Here is an 18383-nt window from a genome sequence, read left to right as displayed (position 1 = left end):
TAAATGAGGAACCCTTGGGCACTGCCATGTCGGCGGTGCACAGCGACAAAACCTTCGCTTTCCATTGGTCAACACATTGACCCCCCAGGCAAACTCGTACTTTGCGGGCGCAAATTGCCCGCACACACACTCCTGAACAAAGGATCGCTGTTGTAGGCGATCCCACGTACACCGGGCCGAAGCATTCCCGATACGCGCTCCACCGCAGGACCGGCAGCTTGGCCCTGGTGGTTTTCTGGTTCAGCGCCGCGCCATCAACCGGCGAGCGACCCTGACAGAATGGCTTGAAACCCGTTTCCATGGCATTTCCAGATTCTGGTCCTGCGCCGCAGCTAAGACCGCGTTTAGAAAGCGAGTTTTCGATTTCATTCTCTGATCCTGTATTGATAGGGCTTGCTGCCCTTTTTCCCTTGTGCAGCCAAGATCACGCCGTTTTGCGGCAGAGTTGTGGCTTATCCGGGATAAAATCAGGACTGAAAGTGAAGTTTGGCAACTCCTCCAATTTGAAGCGCCAGAGTCCACTTGTGTGGACGTCAGGTAACGATCTGAACACTGGCAAAAACACTACGATTCTGCCTTCAGATAAACACAATGATTGTGGCGGAAAGGTGGCGATTTCGCCTTAATTGGAACTATTTCTATAACCGGATCGCAGAAATCAAACGGCCGTAATCCGCTTCTTTCGAATGGGTTGCGCGTCGGTAAGAATAGAACCGGTCAGGGTCGGAATAGGTGCAATGCCGGGTCCATTCGGCCTGGCCAACGCCCGCCTGGCGCAGCCGGTGAAGCCCAAATGCTGGCAGGTCAAATTGCATCCGATCTTCCTGCCCATTTGCAAAGAAACGGCTGTTATTCGGGGACTCTGCCAGAAAATCATCCAGAAACTCGGGGCCGACTTCGTAGGCGCGCTGCGAGATGGATGGTCCGATTGCGGCGCGGATGTTTGCACGTTGCGCGCCCAACGCCTCCATCGCGTCAAGCGTTGCTTCCAGCACGCCGTCCAGCGCCCCACGCCATCCGGCATGGGCGGCACCGATTACTTTAGCCTCGGGATCGGCAAAAAGAACCGGTTGGCAATCGGCGGTCAGTATGGTCAGCGCAAGATCGGGAGTTGCGGTAACAATTGCATCAGCTTTGGGTTTCTCGCCCTGTAACGGCGCATCAATTGTCAGAACGGTTGGTGAATGGACCTGATGAATGCCAATCAGCCGCTCAGGCGTCACTTCCATGGCTGCCGCGACCCTGTTTCGGTTCAGCGCAACAGCTTGTGTCTGATCCGACGATCCGTGCCCGCAATTCAAACCGGCAAAGATACCAGAAGACGCGCCGCCTCGTCGTGTAAAGAACCCGTGCCGCACGGGCGACAGCATGTCGGAGGTCAAGATTTCCAGTGTCATGGCTCCAGTCCCGGCGGTGGTGCTGATTGTGCAGGGTACAGGCCCAGCACTTTGAACAGGTTTCCCATTTCATCAGGATGCGTCAACCGGCGATGTGCGCTGATAAGGCGTTTCTGCTCTGGCACGTTCAGGTTTTTTGTCAATGCCTGCGCGCGTGCGGTGATCCCCAATCGTTCCAGAAACACGCCTTGTGGCGTCAGCCGGGTATGCGCGCATCCTGAAGCACGGGCCGCCATTGCCAGCGGCTCAAAATCAACATGCGAGGTCAGATCAGACTGACCCGGATTGTCCAACGGTTTAACCTTCTCATGCGCTTTCACGGCTTGCAGCGTATCGCCCAGCGAGCGCCAATCGCCGTAGTCGATGATCAAAGTCACTCCGCCATGGGAAGCTGTCCGGGCGGCGATATCCGTCACGATTGGGGTTGCGGCCACGCATATTTCGACAAGGTCGCCATCCTTTGTGTCGCCGAGCCTGTCGTTCAAGGCAATCTGAGGCGCATTAGGTCCCAGACCGAATGCAAGACCGCCTTCAGTCACGCCAATCCGTCGTTCTCGCCAACCTTCGCCCTCTCGGATGAACTGGCGAATGGGCAGGGCGTCAAAGAACTCATTAGCGACCAGGTACAGGGGCTGTTCGGGCAGTTCGGTGGTAGCGCCGATCCAATTGGGCGTGTACTGGCCCAGCTTTTTCGCCTGAACCTGTCTAAGCGCGGTCGAAGCTTCGACCAGATACATCTGTGCTGCTTCGTGAAATCCTGGAACCTGCCGGGTGGCGCGCAGGATATCGGACATCAAAGTCCCGCGTCCGGGGCCAAGCTCGGCCAAAGTAAATGGGCTCGGGCAACCCTGATCCATCCAGCTTTGTGCAAGTGACAGACCGATCAGTTCTCCGAACATCTGGCTGATCTCGGGGGCGGTAATGAAATCCCCTTGCTCCCCAAACGGGTCGCGCGTGCTGTAGTAACCCAGCGTGGGATGCAGCAGGCATTCAGACATGAAGTCAGCCACGCTCATCGGGCCATCATGGTGAATGCGACCGATCAGATGGTCCTTTAGCGTCATGCCGCCCGCCGGGCACGCAGGGCAAACCACAGGCCAATGGCGATCATCGGAAGCGATAATACCTGGCCCATTGTCAGGCCGTAGCCTCCGACCTGCCAGGCCAAGCCCAACGGGTTGCCGGGTGAGACGAACTGAGCATCCGGCTGCCGAAAGAACTCGACAATGAACCGTGAGGCACCATAGCCCGCGAGGAACACGCCCATGATCAGGCCGGGTTTGCGAAAGGCACCGCGGCGATAGACCAGCCACAGAAGCACGGCACCCAAGATCAACCCTTCAAGTGCGGCTTCATAAAGCTGCGATGGATGACGCGCGCAAAAGCCCGCAACGACGCCTGGGCAATCCTGCGCGGCAGTGCCGGGGAAGATCACGGCCCAGGGCAGCTCGCTCGGGCGACCCCATAATTCGGCGTTGGTGAAGTTGGCCAAACGTCCCAGCAACAGGCCGGGCGGCACAGCATAGGCCACCAGATCACCCAGCGACAGGATCGGCAGGGCATGACGACGCGCATAGAGGTAAGACGCAACGATGACCCCCAACAGACCGCCATGAAATGCCATGCCGCCTTGCCAGACTTTCAGAATATCCACCGGGTGCGCTAGGTAGTAGGCTGGTTGATAAAACAGAACGAAGCCAAGGCGCCCACCGAGGATGACGCCTAGAATGATCCAGGTCATCAGGTCCTCCAACTGTTCGGGCTGCATCGGCGGTGCATCGTTGCGCCACAATGCAGGCCGCCGCAAGGCAATGACAGCCATTCGCCAGGCGATCAGGATGCCCGCGATATAGGCCAATGCGTACCACCTCAGAGCGAACTCCATCCCGAACAATGAGATCGAGAAGAGTTCGGGTGACAGATCGGGGAAATTCAGAACAGCCTGCATGTGCGTCTCATTGCCCGGGGTTTGCATGGCAAGTCAACCTTGAGCCTGCGCCAATCATCCCCCATATAGAGAGCAACAGCGTTATCGGAGTAAAGCCATGCAAACCCGCAACAAGATCCTCGACGATGTCTCTCAGTTGATGACCAACGCCATGGGCGTGGCGCAGGGCGCGCGGGAAGAGGCCGAGAACGCGATGAAATCAATGCTGGACCGCTGGCTGGCAGACCGGGATTTCGTAACGCGGGAAGAGTTTGATGCGGTGCGCGCGATGGCTCAGAAAGCGCGCGAGGAGAACACGGCGCTCGAAGCCCGCATCGCCGCGCTTGAGGCGAAACTGGACAAATAGCGCCCACACGTTTGATTTTCTGAAAACACCGAGCACCGCGCAGACCTTTCCCGGTTTGTGCGGTGCTGTGTATCTTGCCGCCTTGCAGGATTTAATCAAGACAAAGCTGCATCCAACGCCAATATTTTGATCGTCGTTGCCAGCTGTCCACAACTTATTGCTGTTATCCCCAAGAAATAGGGTTGCCAGAACTCGCCTCGCGTCGCACCATATTTAGTACAGGCCTACGGGGGAAGCCCGGCTTGTAGAGCAGGCAACTAGCGCTGGGGCGCTGCCAGCCCCAACATGCTAGAGATAAGTGAGGTGGCATTATGGCCCTTTCCGAGCAGTTTCTCGAAGAAGACCTTCATCCAATCGATATTGTTGAGCACCTGGCCGAACATCACGACTGGGATTTTGATCGCATCGGTGACGACCAGATCGCCATGGCGGTTGAAGGACAGTGGCGGACATATTCAATCACGCTGGCCTGGTCGAACTATGACGAAACACTGCGCATGGTCTGTTCGTTCGAGATGGAACCCCCATCCGAGCGTGAGAGTGAGCTTTATGAGCTGCTGAACAAGATGAACGATCAGTGCTGGGCGGGTGCGTTTACCTACTGGGCAAACCAAAAGCTGATGGTTTACCGTTATGGCCTGGTTCTGGCTGGTGGCCAGATGGCCAGCCCGGATCAGATCAACACCATGATCTCAGCTGCGGTCATGAGCGCTGAACGCTACTACCCCGCAATTCAACTGGTCACATGGGGCAATCGCGATCCGGAAGATGCGATACAGGTTGCCATTGCAGAGGCATACGGCCGGGCGTAAAGCTTTGCCCCGAACCGATATGTAAGGGGAGGGGCAATCATGGACATGTCGCGCGTGGCCGAAAACGGCCTGGTGCTTTTGGGTTGCGGAAAGATGGGGTCCGCGATGTTGGCGGGTTGGCTGGAACACGGTCTGCCCGCTTCATCCGTTTGGGTGATCGATCCTTATCCCTCAGATTGGCTGCGGGCGCAGGGCGTTCATATCAACACCACATTGCCGAACGCGCCTGCTGTTGTTCTGGTTGCCGTTAAACCGCAGATGATGGGGGATGCTCTGCCTGCCATTCAGGTGCTGGGCGGTGGTGGCAGCCTGTTCGTGTCTGTCGCCGCGGGTACGTCGATTGCAACATTCGAGAGTGTTTTGGGCGCAGGCACCCCGATCATTCGCGCCATGCCCAACACACCGGCGGCGATCCGGCGGGGGATCACGGCGATGATTGGCAATGCGCATGTAAGCGAGGAGGAACAGAAACTGGCCGAGGACCTTCTTGCCGCGATTGGTGAAACCGTCCGACTGTCGGAAGAGGCGCAGATTGATGCGGTCACCGGTGTCAGCGGTTCAGGTCCGGCCTATGTGTTCCATTTGATTGAAACACTGGCGGCTGCGGGTGCAGCACAAGGGTTGCCGGATGATCTGGCCATGAAACTGGCCAAGTCTACGGTTGCCGGGGCAGGGGCGCTTGCCATCGCTGCCGAAGACGGCCCGACGCAGCTACGCCTCAACGTCACCTCACCCAACGGCACCACTCAGGCTGCGCTTAAGGTGTTGATGGATGAAAAGGACGGCTTCCCCGATCTTCTGCACCGCGCGGTCAAAGCCGCGACGGACCGGTCAAAGGAATTATCTCGTGCGTGAAATCAGCTTTGATGATTTTCTTAAAGTGGATATCCGGGTTGGTGAGGTCATCCGTGCCGAACCCTATCCCGAGGCCCGCAAGCCCGCGATCAAGATGTGGATCGATTTTGGTGATGAGATTGGTGAGCGAAAAACCTCGGCCCAGATCACAGCCCATTACGATCCCGCTACTTTGGTGGGCAAGCAGGTCATGGCCGTTGTCAATTTTCCGCCGCGCCAGATTGGCAAATTTATGTCCGAAGTTCTGGTTCTGGGTCTGCCAGATGAAAGCGGTGAGATCATGCTGATCGGACCGGATGGGAAGGTTCCTTTGGGCGGCCGTATGCACTGAACACACTTTGGGTCTGTGTCTGAAACTAGTCGCCGACAGCCTCGCGCCAGTGTTTGCGGCAAAGTGAGACATAGGTCTCATTCCCGCCGATCTGCACCTGCGCGCCTTCGGTGATTGCGTTGCCGTTCGCGTCCTGACGAATCACCATAGTGGCTTTGCGCCCGCATTTGCAGATGGTGCGAACCTCGCGCATTTCATCGGCCAGGGCCAATAGAGCGGCAGAGCCGGGAAACAACTTACCCTGAAAGTCGACGCGCAACCCGTAGGCCAGAACCGGGACATTCAGGTCATCGACGGCGCGGGCCAGTTGCCAGACTTGATCCTCAGATAAAAACTGAGCCTCATCAATAAACACACAGGCGACGGCGCCGCGTTTTAGGCGGGCATCAATCATCACAAACACATCATCATCGGGTCGAAAGGTGTCTGCCTGTTCCGAAATCCCGATACGCGATGCGATACGTCCCTGGCCGTCGCGCCCGTCAACGGCTGCCGTCATCAGATAAGTTTCCATGCCGCGCTCACGATAGTTGTGCGAGGCCTGCAGCAACACGGTCGATTTGCCCGCGTTCATGGTTGAATAGTTAAAATACAGCTTTGCCATGAGCCGGGTCTAAATCGCATCGGCGGACGGAACAAGGCTTCAAAAAACACCTGAAAAAATAGACGCCGCCATTGCAGTTGCAAAGGTCGAGCACAGGCTCTTTGGGGATGGAACCCCTGCGCCTACAACAGCGACGCTATCGGCCTTCATTAGGCCTGAACAGCGTGAGACCCAATAATCTTGCCTCACGTTCACTCGTTACCGGCAGGAACTGCCGCCACTCACTCACAAAATCCCCCGCATATCTGAGGGATAGCCAATGTATGACATTTCAATTATGACTCTGTTATGGGAAATTTCCCGGCGCTTTCCCCCAATACTGGCGGTGGAACAGCGGATGCAGGTAACAAAGGTAAAACAATGGCAGATATCGGGGCTTATCTGAAGAAACACACCGAGGCGCTGGTCAAAGACGTGGGAATCGAAGCGGCCTGTGAGATTACCGGAAAATCCAAGGCGACACTTGGCCGGTATTATTCCGACAACGCGGAACATGCCGACCGGTTCATGCCCGTGGATGCGGTCGCCCGACTTGAAAACGCCGCATCCTATCCGCATGTCACATCGGCGTTGGCTGATCTCAAAAATATCACGCTGTCCTATGATGGACGTAATACTGATGCACCTCGTACTGGTGGCGTAAACTCGGATGTCATCGCCCTGAGCCAGCGTTTTGCGATGCTGATGACAGAATACCAGGCCGCCATCGAAGACGGTATCATCACCGTGAACGAGGCAAAGCGTTTGCTGAAAGAAACCAGCCTTCTACAACAGGTTCTGATCGAGATGAAGTTGCATCTGGAAGAAGAAAGCGTCAGCTGAGCAAGGGCCCAAGCCCTGTGATGCGTCAAGGCTCTGGTGCGGATGCCTGGTGCCTCAATTCCGTCATTTCTGGTCGATATGAAAGCGTCCAAGACAGGTCGGTCAAAGGCAATCCAAAATGAACACACGGCATGAGGCGTATAGCATCCTGTCCGACAGGTTGGTTTTCCGCCTGTACTGGTTTGCTTTGGTGATCCTTGTCGCCTTGATGACTTTGGCGGGTCCGATTGATGGGCCGGATGACTTCATGCGCTGGGTCTCGGTTCAGGATTTGCGGAACGGGCAGGGGTGGTTCGACCCCTATCAGCATCGTTTGGGTCCAGGCGAGGGGACGCTGATGCATTGGTCCCGGTTCGTGGATGCACCGATTTTGGTGATTTATGAACTCAGTGCTGTGTTCTTGCCGTCTGAAGCCGCCTTTGCGGTTACCGGCTTTGTCTGGCCTACCTTGCTGGCGGGTCTCACCCTTTGGGCTTTTGCAGCAACAGGCGGCGCGTTGGGCGGGCGTGAAGGGGCGGTTGCAGCGCTGCTTTTTGGCGTTTTGGCCCTGCTGAACTCAGGCAAGTTCGATCAGTATTCCTTTGATCACCACGGTTTGCAGATTCTGCTGTTTGCCGCGGCGTTAATGTTCTTTGCGCAACGGCAAGACAGGCGGTACGCCGGGTTGTGGTTGGGCGCGTGTCTGGCACTGTCTCTTTCGATCGGCACTGAGTCGCTGGCACAGATCGCCTTGATCGCAGTTTTTGCAGCGCTCGACTGGGCCCTGTCGGGGTCCGAGGCCCGGCGCAGAACCATCGCGATGTGCCTTGGGATTTTGGCGACTTTGCTCGTGGCAATCCTTGCGACGGCCAGCCGCACCAGTTTCTTCTATCCAGGCTGCGATGCTCTGACGCTCAGCGTCGCATTACCACTTAGCCTGGCTGCGCTGGGATTGCTTGTTGCGGCTGCCTTAACCTCACAAAGCGCTGTCTGGGGGCGTTTCACAAGCCTTGTGTTGGTTGCAGCCGTCGCGGTGTTCGCGGCGTATGTTTATGCACCCTATTGTCTTGGAAACCCAATTGATCAAATGCCGCTGGCCATCAGGCAATTTTGGCTCAGCCAGATCACCGAGTCTCAGAACGTTCTGGTGGTCCTGCAAAGACATGCAGGTGAGACGATTGCCCTGATCCTGATCTCGATTTTCCTGATCCTTGTATCTGTGATGTTCATCCGTAGGAGTGATGCGAAAATCGAATACACCCTGTTTCTGTGCCTGATTGCTGCGGGGCTTGTTCTGTTCTTGTATCAGTCCCGACTGATGACGTTCCTGACCATGTCATTGGTCGCCGTGCAGGCGCAGGTTCTGGCCGTGTTGTATCGCAGATACAGGGCCGAGGGCCGCTCGGCCTTTGGGATTCTGATGATTCTGTTTGTCGTCTTCATGTCACCGAAAACGGGTTCCGCGATTGAGGATCGTATAGCGCCCCGAACAACCTCGAACGAACCGGGGGCTGAGCAAACAGCGGCACCGGCTTTTGAATGTAACACCCAGCAGGCCATTCTTCCGCTGCAGGAGCTTGAGCCGGGCTTCATAATCGCTGATTTCGACTATGCCGCTCAGATCCTGCGGCATACGGATCATTCGGTTTTGGCGGGGAATTACCATCGGAACAAGGCCGGTATGCTGGCGCAGATTGACTTGTTCCGGTCCGAATCGGTTGATGCCGGCCCGCGTCTTAACGAACTGGGTGCGGACTACATATTGATCTGCAAATCGCACCCACGCGCCACCTATTGGTCCAGCGTCTCGGACGGCGATGGGTTCCCGGCAGGTATAATCCAGGGCAAGCTGCCAGAAAACGTGTTGGAGATACCCTCCAGCGCCGACGCGGTGTTCCAGATTTTCCGCGTGCAGGATGCGACGGGGTCTTAGGTCAGGTGTGCCGTTTTACGATCACCGATCCGACCGAATAGCCAGCGCCAAACGAACAGATCAGCCCGACATCTCCGTCTTCCAAGTCGTCCGAATGTTTGGAAAACGCGATGATCGAACCGGCAGATGAGGTGTTGGCATAATCCTGAAGGATATTGGGCTGCTCATCCGCTTCGGGCTCGCGCCCCAGCACCTTTTTGCCAATAAAATCGTTCATGGTCTTATTAGCCTGATGCAGCCAGAGACGTTTGAGGTCTTCGCTGCCCACGCCCTCGGCGCTCATGTGATCACTGATATGTTTGCTGACCATGGGCAGCACTTCCTTGAAGACCTTGCGACCGTTCTGCATGAACTGCATGTCGCGGCGATCATCCATCCCGTCGGGGCGCGAACGGCGCAGAAAGCCGTTGTTGTTGCGAATGTTGTTGGAAAATGCTGTGGCGCAGCGGGTCGAGAGAATCTCGAAATGAGGTCCTTGTGCGTCCTCGATCCGTTCGATCAGAGTTGCCGTTGCCACGTCGCCGAAGATGAAGTGGCAATCCCGATCTCGCCATTCCAGATGACCCGAACATATCTCAGGGTTCACAACTAGCGCGGCCCGAATTGAACCAGACCGCACCATGTCAGCTGCGGCTTGAATGCCGAATGTGGCCGATGAGCAGGCGACATTCATGTCGAACCCGAACCCGTCAATGTCCAGGGCTTGTTGGATTTCAATCGCAACCGCGGGATAGGCCCGTTCGTGGTTCGAAGCAGCGCAAATGACCAGATCGACATCCGCGGCGGTGCGCCCGGCCTGCGCCAGTGCTTTGTTGCAAGCGTCGATCGCCATTTCCGTCATGATACCCGGTTCATCATCGCTGCGCTGACGCAGTGCTGGGTACATCTTGTCCGGATCAAGTACGCCGGTTTTGTCCATGACATATCGGTTTTCGATGCCGGATGCCTTTACGATGAACTCTTCCGATGAATGCTGCATCGGCTCCATCTCACCATTGGCAATGGCTTCGGCGTTTTCCGCGTTCTGCTTGTCAGCATAGGCGTTGAACGCTTGAACAAGCTCAGCGTTGGTGATGACGTTTTCTGGCGTGAAAACACCAGTACCGGTGATGGCGGGCGTATGCATGACGTGTCCTGAAAGTTTCGAATCCGCCTAAAATGCAGTCACCGGGGGTTTTGATCAAGGGGAGTTGACCCAAGGGAATGAGCGCGAGCTTGCCTTAGCGCAGCTTCATAACTTGAATATTTCAGATAATGAAGTATATGGCGACCACCTAAGTGGAGAAATCCTTTGTCAGAAGATGTCAGCGAAAGGCTTTGCCGCCTGAGCCCTGAAATTCAGTCGATAATGGGGGTCTATGCCCTGTACTGGAAACTGGAAGAGGCGTTTGAGAGCATCGAAACAGAGCTGAGCCATCCCGAATGCCACATGTTGATCAAACTGGATCAACCCAAGCGTATGGGCGTTCTGGCGGCTGATATGCTGACCGTTCCGTCCACGATCACGGCGACGGCAGATGCGCTGGAGAAGTCGGGGTACCTCAAGCGGGAGCGTGACCCAATGGACCGGCGCGCCTGGTTGTTAGTTTTGACCCCGAAAGGCGAAGATGCCCGAAACATGCTGGTCGCCGAAGCCGGGGCACTGTTCCACCGCGCGTCGGGTCTGAATGCGGACGAGACCGCTCAATTCGCGCAATTGGCGCACAAAATCCGTGATACCATTCTGAAAACGGGAATTCCCGAGGGACTGAAGAAATGAAATTGCTGACTTTTCTGGGCCTTGCCCTGACTGTTCTTTCGTCACCGCTGGCTGCACAGGATGTCGCCAAGCCAGTTAAGTTGATGCTGGTGCAGGAGACGATGCCGGGGTTTTCGCGCCAGTTCTTCGGGCGTGTCGCGGCGCGGCAAACCGTCGATCTGGCCTTTCAGGTGTCAGGTCAGATTGTCGAAATGCCGGTCACCGAAGGGTTTGTCATCCCCAAGGGCCAGCTGATTGCGCGCCTTGATCAGGAACCCTTTCAGCTGCGTTTGGATCGGGCAAAGCTGCAAAAGGAACAGGCAGACCGGACCGAAGCCCGTTTGTCACGCCTGCGCGGAACAACTGCCAGCCAGGTTGCCGTCGATGACGCCGTGACTGAAGCACAGTTAGCGGCTATCGCCCTGCGCGATGCGGAATACGAGCTAGAACATGCAACCCTGACCGCTCCTTTCGATGCGCTGGTGTCCAGCCGCGCGGTCGAAGCCTTTACAACCGTCTCGTCGGGTACGCCAATTGTGCGGATCCACGATATGTCCGAGCTGCGGATCGAAGTAGACGTGCCAGAGATATTATTCCAGCGTACTGGGCAGCAGGATGACATTGTCCTGACCGCGAAGTTCCCGGTCAGCGATGAAGTGTTCCCGCTGGAGATCCGAGAATTTGATGCCGAGTCCTCCAGCGTCGGGCAGACCTTCCGTATTCAGTTCGGCCTGACCCCGCCCGAGGGCCTGCAGATTCTGCCTGGGTCTTCTGTGACCGTGACTGCGCAGGTGCAGGATCACAATCGGGGCATTACAATTCCCGCAACCGCTATTGTCTCTGACGCCAGCGGCGCTCTCTCAGTGATGGTGTTTTCGCCTGCTGGCGCCGATGAGGGCACAGTGCGCCGTGTGCCCGTCACAATCGAGCCAACCCAGTCAGGCGATGTTCGGGTGCTGACTGGCTTGTCCAGCGGCGACGAGATTGTCGTCGCCGGAGGGGCCGTGCTGACAGATGGTCAGGCGGTGCGCCGCTTTTCCGGCTTCGCCAACTGAGGGGCTGAGATATGAACATCGCGCGCGCCTCGATTGACCGGCCTATCTATACGTGGCTGATCATCCTCATTGCCTTGTTCGGCGGTATCTGGGGATTTCTGTCACTGGGTCGCTTGGAAGATCCGGCCTTTACCATCAAAAACGCCGTCATTGTCACGCAATATCCCGGTGCGACGGCCGAACAGGTGGCGCTGGAAGTGTCCGAGCCCCTTGAATCGGCCATTCAGCAGATGGGTGAGGTGGACACGATCACGTCAGTCAATCAGCCCGGGCGATCCCTGATCGAGGTTGAGATCAAATCCACCTATGATGGCAGCGAATTGCCTGCCGTTTGGACCCGATTACGCGCCAAAATACGCGATGCGGCGCGTGGGCTGCCCTCGGGGGTTGACCAGCCCTTCGTCAACGATGGCTTTGGGGATGTGTTCGGTCTGTTCTATGCGGTCACAGCCGAGGGGTTTTCGGACGCAGAAAAGCATGAACTGGCGACCTTTCTGAGGCGCGAATTGCTGACCGTCTCTGGCGTTGCGGATGTCGAGGTTCAGGGCCTGCCGCAAGAGGCAATCTTTATTGAGCCCGACCTTGCAATTTCGGTCAATCAAAACGTCCCGATTCAGGCGATTAACGAGGCGATTTCGAACGCTGATTCCGTCAATGCTTCGGGCTCGGTGCGGTCGGCCGATGACCGTACCACGATTCTAACGGCTGAAGGGTCTGACAGCGTTTCCGCTATCGCCGGGCTATCGGTTGGCTCTCAGGGGCAGGTGATCAACCTGTTTGATATGTCCAACGTTTACCGCGCGCGGCAGACCGACCCGGACGTAATCATCCGGTTCGACGGGGTCGAAGCCTTCACGCTCGGCGTTGCGGGTCTGTCGACCGAAAACATCGTCGAAGTCGGCAAACGCGTAGACGCAAAATTTGCTGAACTTGATATCGCGATCCCCTATGGCGTCGACATCCTTCCGATCTATCAGCAGCATGTTGTGGTTGAGCAGGCGTCGAATGACTTTCTGGTGAATCTGGCGATGTCTGTGGCCATCGTGGTGGCAGTGCTGGGCCTGTTCATGGGCTGGCGCGCCGCCATTGTAGTTGGATCAACCCTGTTGCTGACTGTGGTCGGCACGCTGCTTTTCATGTCCATGTTCTCGATTGAGATGGAGCGGATTTCGCTTGGCGCATTGATCATTGCGATGGGAATGCTTGTCGATAACGCCATTGTTGTTGCTGAGGGGATGCAGATTGCCATGCTGCGTGGCAAATCCTCTCGCGATGCGGCGGAAGAGGTCGCTTCAAAAACGCAAATTCCGCTGCTGGGTGCGACGGTAATCGGGATCATGGCCTTTGCGGGTATCGGCCTGAGTTCAGACGCAACCGGAGAGTTCCTTTTCTCGCTATTCGCGGTGATTGGGATCTCGCTTCTGCTCAGCTGGGTGTTGGCGATCACCGTGACACCGATGCTGGGGCACTATTTCTTCAAACAGGGCGTAGAGGGGGACGTAGATGCTTATGGCGGGATTTTGTTCCGTATCTACGGATCGATCCTGCGCGGCGCATTGCGGTTGAGGTGGCTGGTTGTTGTCGGGTTGGTTGCAGTCACTGTCGCATGCTACGCCGGTTTCGGGCTTGTAAAGCAACAGTTTTTCCCGGATTCGAATACACCGCTGTTCTTCGTGCACTACAAACTGCCGCAAGGGACAACCGTCGCCCGTACCGCCGAAGACATGGCGGTGTTCGAAGAGTGGCTGAATCAACGGGAAGATGTCGTCTCGGTCACAACCTTTGTCGGGCAGGGGGCAACGCGGTTTATGCTGACCTATTCGGCTGAGGATCCGAACCCAAGCTATGGTCATATGATCATCCGTACCGAAACGCTGGAGGACATCCCGCTGTTGCAGGCTGATCTGGAAGAGTTCGGCTCTGTCCAGTTCCCCGAAGGTGAGTTCCGGACCAAGCGGCTGGTTTTTGGACCTGGCGGCGGCGACCCGATCCAGGCACGTTTTTCGGGCAGCGACCCGGTGATCTTGCGGCAATTGGCCGACGAAGCGGTGCAGCGCATGGCGGCCGCATCGCCGAACGCGTTAAACATCTCTCATGACTGGCGTGAGCAAGAGCTTGCGGTACAACCGATCTATGCGACCGAACGGGCGCAGACGGCTGGGGTGACGCGTGAAGACATCGCGGCGACATTGCAGTTTTCCACTGATGGGATCACCGGAGGCGTGCTACGTGAGCGGGATCGTCTGATCCCGATTATCCTGCGTCGCCCGGCCGATGGCGAATATTCGATCGTCGATCAGGTGGTCTATTCCGATCAATCGCAGCGTTTTGTTCCGATCGAACAGATGGTGGACGGGTTTGAATACCGCTCGCTGAACACATTGGTCCACCGGCGTGATCGTGTTCTGACCATCACGGTTGGCGCTGACATTCCGCCCGGCTTCACGGCTGCCCAAGTGCATTCCGAGGTTCGAGATGCGATTGAGGCTATTGATTTGCCACCCGGATACCAAATGGAATGGGGCGGCGAGTTTGAGAACTCTCGTGATGCACAAGAAAGCCTCGGGCGGCAGCTGCCGCTCAGCTTATTGATCATGGTGCTGATCTCGGTTCTGTTGTTCAACGCGATCCGTCAACCGATCATTATCTGGCTGTTGGTACCGATGTCCGTGAACGGAGTGGTGATTGGCCTGTTGGGCACCGGGTTGCCCTTCACCTTTACCGCGCTTTTGGGTCTCCTGAGCCTGTCGGGGATGCTGATTAAGAACGGCATTGTACTGGTTGAGGAAATCGATCTGGTCCGCGCGACCGGCAAACCGTTGCAGGACTCGATCATCGAAGCCTCGATCTCGCGTCTGCGCCCGGTCATGCTGGCCGCGATCACCACGATCCTGGGCATGGCCCCGCTGCTGACGGATGCGTTCTTTGTATCGATGGCGGTGACGATTATGGGTGGGTTGGCCTTTGCTACCGTCTTGACGATGGTCGCCGCGCCCGTGTTCTACATGCTGTTTTTCAAACGGGATGAGCGGCTTCAGGCGGCCGAGCAATCCGCTGCTTAGATGAAAATCCCCCGGTCCGCGACCGGGGGATTTTGCTCTACCCTTTGGGGAATTTACCCCTGCAGTGACTGTACCTCGACATCGCCTTCGGCCTGCGCCTTGATGGCCAGTGCGGCGGCGTGGCTGGCAGCGGCTGTGGTGAAATAAGGGATCTTGTCATAAAGAGCGACGGAACGGATGACCTTGCTGTCCTCAACTGCCTGAGCGCCTTCGGTTGTGTTCATCACCAGCTGCACCTGACCGTCTTTCAGCATGTCTGCCACATCCGGGCGGCCCTCATAGACTTTGTTGACCAGATCGCAGGCAACGCCTTGTTCCGCTAGCCAGATTTGCGTGCCGCGGGTGGCGACAAGGGCAAAGCCCTGTGCGGACAAAACCTGTGCGGCTTCGAGCATCGCGGGGGTTTTGTCGGCATCCTTGATCGAAATGAACGCGCGGCCCGATGCCGGCAGAACCATGCCAGCGCCCATCTGAGCCTTGAGGAATGCGCGTGGGAAGTCACGATCCCAACCCATGACCTCACCGGTCGAGCGCATTTCGGGGCCCAGAATGGTGTCGACACCGGGGAACCGGGCGAAGGGCAGAACGGCCTCTTTCACCGAGAACCACGGCATGTCCGGGTCGGCCAGTGTCATCTGATCAGCGATCTTGGTGTCCTGACCTTCCTGATACGGCGGGCGTTGCGGGAAGTTCGAAAGCTTCTCTCCCGCCATCAACCGCGCGGCGATGGATGCGATGGCACTGTCTGTCGCCTTGGCAACGAAAGGCACGGTCCGCGAGGCGCGTGGGTTTACTTCGATCAGGTAGATCTCATCATCTTTGATCGCGAACTGAACGTTCATCAGGCCCACGACGTTCAGCGCCTTGGCCAGTTTGAACGTCTGATTCTTGATCTGCGCGATGATCTCTTTCGTTAGCGAATAGGGCGGCAGCGAACAGGCCGAGTCGCCTGAGTGTACACCTGCCTCTTCGATATGCTGCATGATGCCTGCGACATGCACATCGGCGCCATCACACAGGGCATCCACATCCAGCTCAACCGCGCCCGCCAGGTAGCTGTCCAGCAGGACGGGGCTGTCACCCGAAACCACCACGGCCTCGTTGATGTAGCGTTTCAGCTGGTCCATATCACGCACGATTTCCATCGCGCGGCCACCCAGAACGTAAGAGGGGCGGATCACGAGGGGGAAGCCAATTTCATCCGCAATGGCTAGCGCTTCGGCATCGGTCGAGGCAATGCCATTCTTCGGCTGTTTCAGGCCCAGATCGTTCACCAGAGCCTGGAACCGCTCGCGGTCTTCGGCCAGGTCAATCGCGTCCGGTGTGGTGCCGAGGATCGGAATGCCTTCGGCCTCTAGCGCGTTGGCCAGTTTCAGCGGCGTTTGCCCACCAAATTGAACGATGACGCCATGCAATGTGCCGTTTTCCTGTTCCTTCGTCAGAATTTCCATGACGTGCTCGAAGGTCAGCGGTTCAAAATACAGACGGTCCGAGGTGTCATAGTCGGTCGAGACCGTCTCGGGGTTGCAGTTGACCATGATGGTCTCATACCCCGCGTCGGTCAGCGCGAAACAGGCGTGGCAGCAGCAATAGTCGAACTCGATCCCCTGACCGATCCGGTTCGGGCCACCACCAAGGATAACGACCTTCTTGCGGTCGCTTGGGCGCGCTTCGCATTCGACCTCGCCCATCATCGGGGCTTCGTAGGTCGAATACATATAAGGCGTCTGCGCTTCGAACTCCGCGGCGCAGGTGTCGATGCGTTTGAAGACGGCGGTCACGCCTAGATTGCGACGGGCGCGGCGGACGTTGTCCTCGTCCCGACCAGTCAGGTTGCCCAGACGCGCATCGGTGAAGCCCAGCATCTTCAGCCTGCGAATGCCTTCCTCGGTTATCGGCAGGCCGTTTTTGCGTACCTGTTGCTCGGCCTCGACGATCTCGCGGATACGGGACAGAAACCAGGGGTCGAACTTGGTAACGCCAAAAATCTCGTCATCGCTCAGGCCGTGTCGCATCGCTTGTGCGATGGTGCGCAGACGATCCGGAGTTTGCTTGCTGATCGCCTTGATTACGGCAGCCTTGTCGTCGGCTGCGTCCCAGACACCCACATTCAAACCGGGGATTTCGACCTCATCAAAGCCGGTCAGGCCCGATTCCATTGAAGCCAGTGCTTTTTGCATCGATTCGTGGATGGTGCGGCCAATGGACATAGCCTCACCCACCGATTTCATCGCGGTGGTCAGGTGAGGTTCAGAGCCCGGGAACTTCTCGAAGGCAAATTTTGGTATCTTGGTGACGACATAGTCGATGGTCGGCTCGAATGAGGCGGGCGTGACCTTGGTGATGTCATTGTCCAATTCATCTAGCGTGTAGCCTACGGCCAACTTTGCGGCGATCTTGGCAATCGGGAACCCGGTCGCTTTGGACGCCAGCGCCGAGGACCGTGACACGCGCGGATTCATCTCGATCACGACCATGCGGCCATCAACCGGGTTGATCGCCCATTGCACGTTCGACCCACCGGTTTCGACGCCGATCTCGCGCAGCACGGCAATCGAGTGATTGCGCATGATCTGGTATTCTTTGTCGGTCAACGTGAGCGCCGGGGCCACGGTGATCGAGTCTCCCGTATGCACCCCCATCGGATCGACGTTTTCAATGGAACACACGATGATGGCGTTGTCGGCGGTGTCGCGCACCACCTCCATCTCATACTCTTTCCAGCCCAGCAGGCTTTCGTCGATCAGAATCTGACCCACGGGCGAGGCATCCATCCCCGAGCGGCAAATGTGGATATAATCCTCACGGTTATAGGCCACGCCACCGCCGGTGCCGCCCAGGGTGAAGGCGGGGCGGATGATGGCGGGTAGGCCAACCGTTTCCAAAGTGTCCAGAGCCAGCGCCACACCGGCCTCCAGATCTTTCTTGCCCTCTGCGTTCTTGGGGGCGGTCACGATCTCAGCCTTGGGATTCTCGATTCCCAGCCTGTCCATCGCCTCGCGGAACAGCTTGCGGTCTTCGGCCATCTCGATCGCGTCTCGTTTCGCGCCGATCATCTCGACACCGAATTCTTCAAGCACGCCCATCTCTTCCAATGCGAGCGAGGTGTTCAGGCCGGTTTGTCCGCCCATCGTGGGCAGCAAGGCGTCGGGGCGTTCTTTTTCGATAATCTTGGCGACAACTTCGGGTGTGATCGGTTCGATATAGGTGGCATCGGCTAGACCAGGATCGGTCATGATCGTGGCGGGGTTCGAGTTGACCAGAATGACCCGATAACCTTCCTCGCGCAGCGCCTTACAGGCCTGAGCGCCGGAATAGTCGAACTCGCACGCCTGCCCGATGACAATGGGGCCCGCCCCGATGATCATAATCGACTGGATGTCGGTTCTTCTCGGCATGGCTTTGCCCCTTCACAATGTACGAGTCACCGGCACCGCCCCAGTGCCCAAATTGTTCTGCGTTATAGGGTCCGCGCCGAAAGGTGCAAGAGGTATCGGAAAT

16 protein-coding genes are annotated in these 18383 nt (G+C 57.2%); 9 read left to right on the top strand and 7 right to left on the bottom strand.

Going from position 1 to position 18383, the window contains the following annotated elements:
• Positions 1-240 precede the first annotated feature (240 nt).
• From ACR0JX_RS12770 to lgt, 4 genes are all read right to left on the bottom strand, one after another.
• Positions 241-369: a hypothetical protein gene (locus ACR0JX_RS12770; protein ID WP_480544194.1), complete on the bottom strand. Its 129-nt coding sequence runs from the start codon at positions 367-369 to the stop codon at positions 241-243.
• Positions 370-638: 269 nt separating this feature from the next.
• Positions 639-1397, bottom strand: a complete 759-nt coding sequence (gene pgeF / locus ACR0JX_RS12765; RefSeq protein ID WP_480544193.1) for a peptidoglycan editing factor PgeF — start codon at positions 1395-1397, stop codon at positions 639-641.
• Positions 1394-2461 carry a class I SAM-dependent methyltransferase gene (locus ACR0JX_RS12760; protein ID WP_480544192.1) on the bottom strand — a complete coding sequence of 356 codons (1068 nt, stop codon included), beginning with the start codon at positions 2459-2461 and terminating at the stop codon, positions 1394-1396. Before ACR0JX_RS12760 ends, pgeF begins: the two co-directional genes overlap by 4 nt.
• A complete protein-coding gene (lgt, locus tag ACR0JX_RS12755; RefSeq protein ID WP_480544191.1) occupies positions 2458-3345 on the bottom strand; it encodes a prolipoprotein diacylglyceryl transferase in 888 nt (295 codons plus the stop codon). Before lgt ends, ACR0JX_RS12760 begins: the two co-directional genes overlap by 4 nt.
• A gap of 97 nt (positions 3346-3442) precedes the next feature.
• Between lgt and ACR0JX_RS12750 the strand changes: the two genes are divergently transcribed.
• The 4 genes from ACR0JX_RS12750 (at position 3443) to ACR0JX_RS12735 (ending at position 5689) form a co-directional block, all read left to right on the top strand.
• Positions 3443-3691 (top strand): accessory factor UbiK family protein, encoded by a 249-nt coding sequence (locus ACR0JX_RS12750; RefSeq protein ID WP_353010465.1) that lies wholly within the window; start codon positions 3443-3445, stop codon positions 3689-3691.
• A 311-nt stretch (positions 3692-4002) separates the two neighbouring features.
• On the top strand, positions 4003-4503 hold the full coding sequence (locus tag ACR0JX_RS12745) for a type III secretion system chaperone family protein (RefSeq protein WP_170536283.1): 501 nt from the start codon (positions 4003-4005) through the stop codon (positions 4501-4503).
• A 39-nt stretch (positions 4504-4542) separates the two neighbouring features.
• Positions 4543-5358, top strand: a complete 816-nt coding sequence (gene proC / locus ACR0JX_RS12740; RefSeq protein ID WP_480544190.1) for a pyrroline-5-carboxylate reductase — start codon at positions 4543-4545, stop codon at positions 5356-5358.
• The gene (locus tag ACR0JX_RS12735) at positions 5351-5689 is read left to right on the top strand and encodes a tRNA-binding protein (RefSeq protein ID WP_353010469.1); all 339 of its coding nucleotides are present in this window, start codon (positions 5351-5353) and stop codon (positions 5687-5689) included. Before proC ends, ACR0JX_RS12735 begins: the two co-directional genes overlap by 8 nt.
• Before the next feature lie 25 nt (positions 5690-5714).
• Here the strand turns inward: ACR0JX_RS12735 and ACR0JX_RS12730 are convergent, their stop codons facing one another.
• On the bottom strand, positions 5715-6293 hold the full coding sequence (locus ACR0JX_RS12730) for a thymidine kinase (RefSeq protein WP_480544189.1): 579 nt from the start codon (positions 6291-6293) through the stop codon (positions 5715-5717).
• Positions 6294-6653: 360 nt separating this feature from the next.
• Between ACR0JX_RS12730 and ACR0JX_RS12725 the strand changes: the two genes are divergently transcribed.
• On the top strand, positions 6654-7115 hold the full coding sequence (locus ACR0JX_RS12725; RefSeq protein WP_170536584.1) for a hypothetical protein: 462 nt from the start codon (positions 6654-6656) through the stop codon (positions 7113-7115).
• 118 nt (positions 7116-7233) lie between these two features.
• Positions 7234-9027 carry a hypothetical protein gene (locus tag ACR0JX_RS12720; RefSeq protein WP_480544188.1) on the top strand — a complete coding sequence of 598 codons (1794 nt, stop codon included), beginning with the start codon at positions 7234-7236 and terminating at the stop codon, positions 9025-9027.
• Between the two features lies 1 nt (position 9028).
• On the opposite strand, the gene ACR0JX_RS12715 is transcribed toward ACR0JX_RS12720, so the two are convergent.
• The gene (locus ACR0JX_RS12715) at positions 9029-10153 is read right to left on the bottom strand and encodes a beta-ketoacyl-ACP synthase III (RefSeq protein WP_480544187.1); all 1125 of its coding nucleotides are present in this window, start codon (positions 10151-10153) and stop codon (positions 9029-9031) included.
• A gap of 165 nt (positions 10154-10318) precedes the next feature.
• Here ACR0JX_RS12715 and ACR0JX_RS12710 point away from each other — a divergent pair, with 165 nt between their 5' ends.
• Genes ACR0JX_RS12710 through ACR0JX_RS12700 form a run of 3 tightly spaced genes read left to right on the top strand, consistent with a single transcriptional unit; the run spans position 10319 to position 14882 of the window.
• Positions 10319-10786 (top strand): MarR family winged helix-turn-helix transcriptional regulator, encoded by a 468-nt coding sequence (locus ACR0JX_RS12710; protein WP_480544186.1) that lies wholly within the window; start codon positions 10319-10321, stop codon positions 10784-10786.
• Positions 10783-11820 carry an efflux RND transporter periplasmic adaptor subunit gene (locus tag ACR0JX_RS12705; RefSeq protein WP_480544185.1) on the top strand — a complete coding sequence of 346 codons (1038 nt, stop codon included), beginning with the start codon at positions 10783-10785 and terminating at the stop codon, positions 11818-11820. Before ACR0JX_RS12710 ends, ACR0JX_RS12705 begins: the two co-directional genes overlap by 4 nt.
• Before the next feature lie 11 nt (positions 11821-11831).
• Positions 11832-14882 (top strand): efflux RND transporter permease subunit, encoded by a 3051-nt coding sequence (locus tag ACR0JX_RS12700; protein ID WP_480544184.1) that lies wholly within the window; start codon positions 11832-11834, stop codon positions 14880-14882.
• 53 nt (positions 14883-14935) lie between these two features.
• On the opposite strand, the gene carB is transcribed toward ACR0JX_RS12700, so the two are convergent.
• On the bottom strand, positions 14936-18280 hold the full coding sequence (carB, locus tag ACR0JX_RS12695; RefSeq protein WP_480544183.1) for a carbamoyl-phosphate synthase large subunit: 3345 nt from the start codon (positions 18278-18280) through the stop codon (positions 14936-14938).
• Between the last annotated feature and the right edge of the window lie 103 nt (positions 18281-18383).

Source organism: Ruegeria sp. AH7, assembly GCF_056541325.1.
The sequence above is the reverse complement of the archived record's forward strand: the minus strand, read 5'-3'. Positions and strand labels throughout refer to the sequence as shown.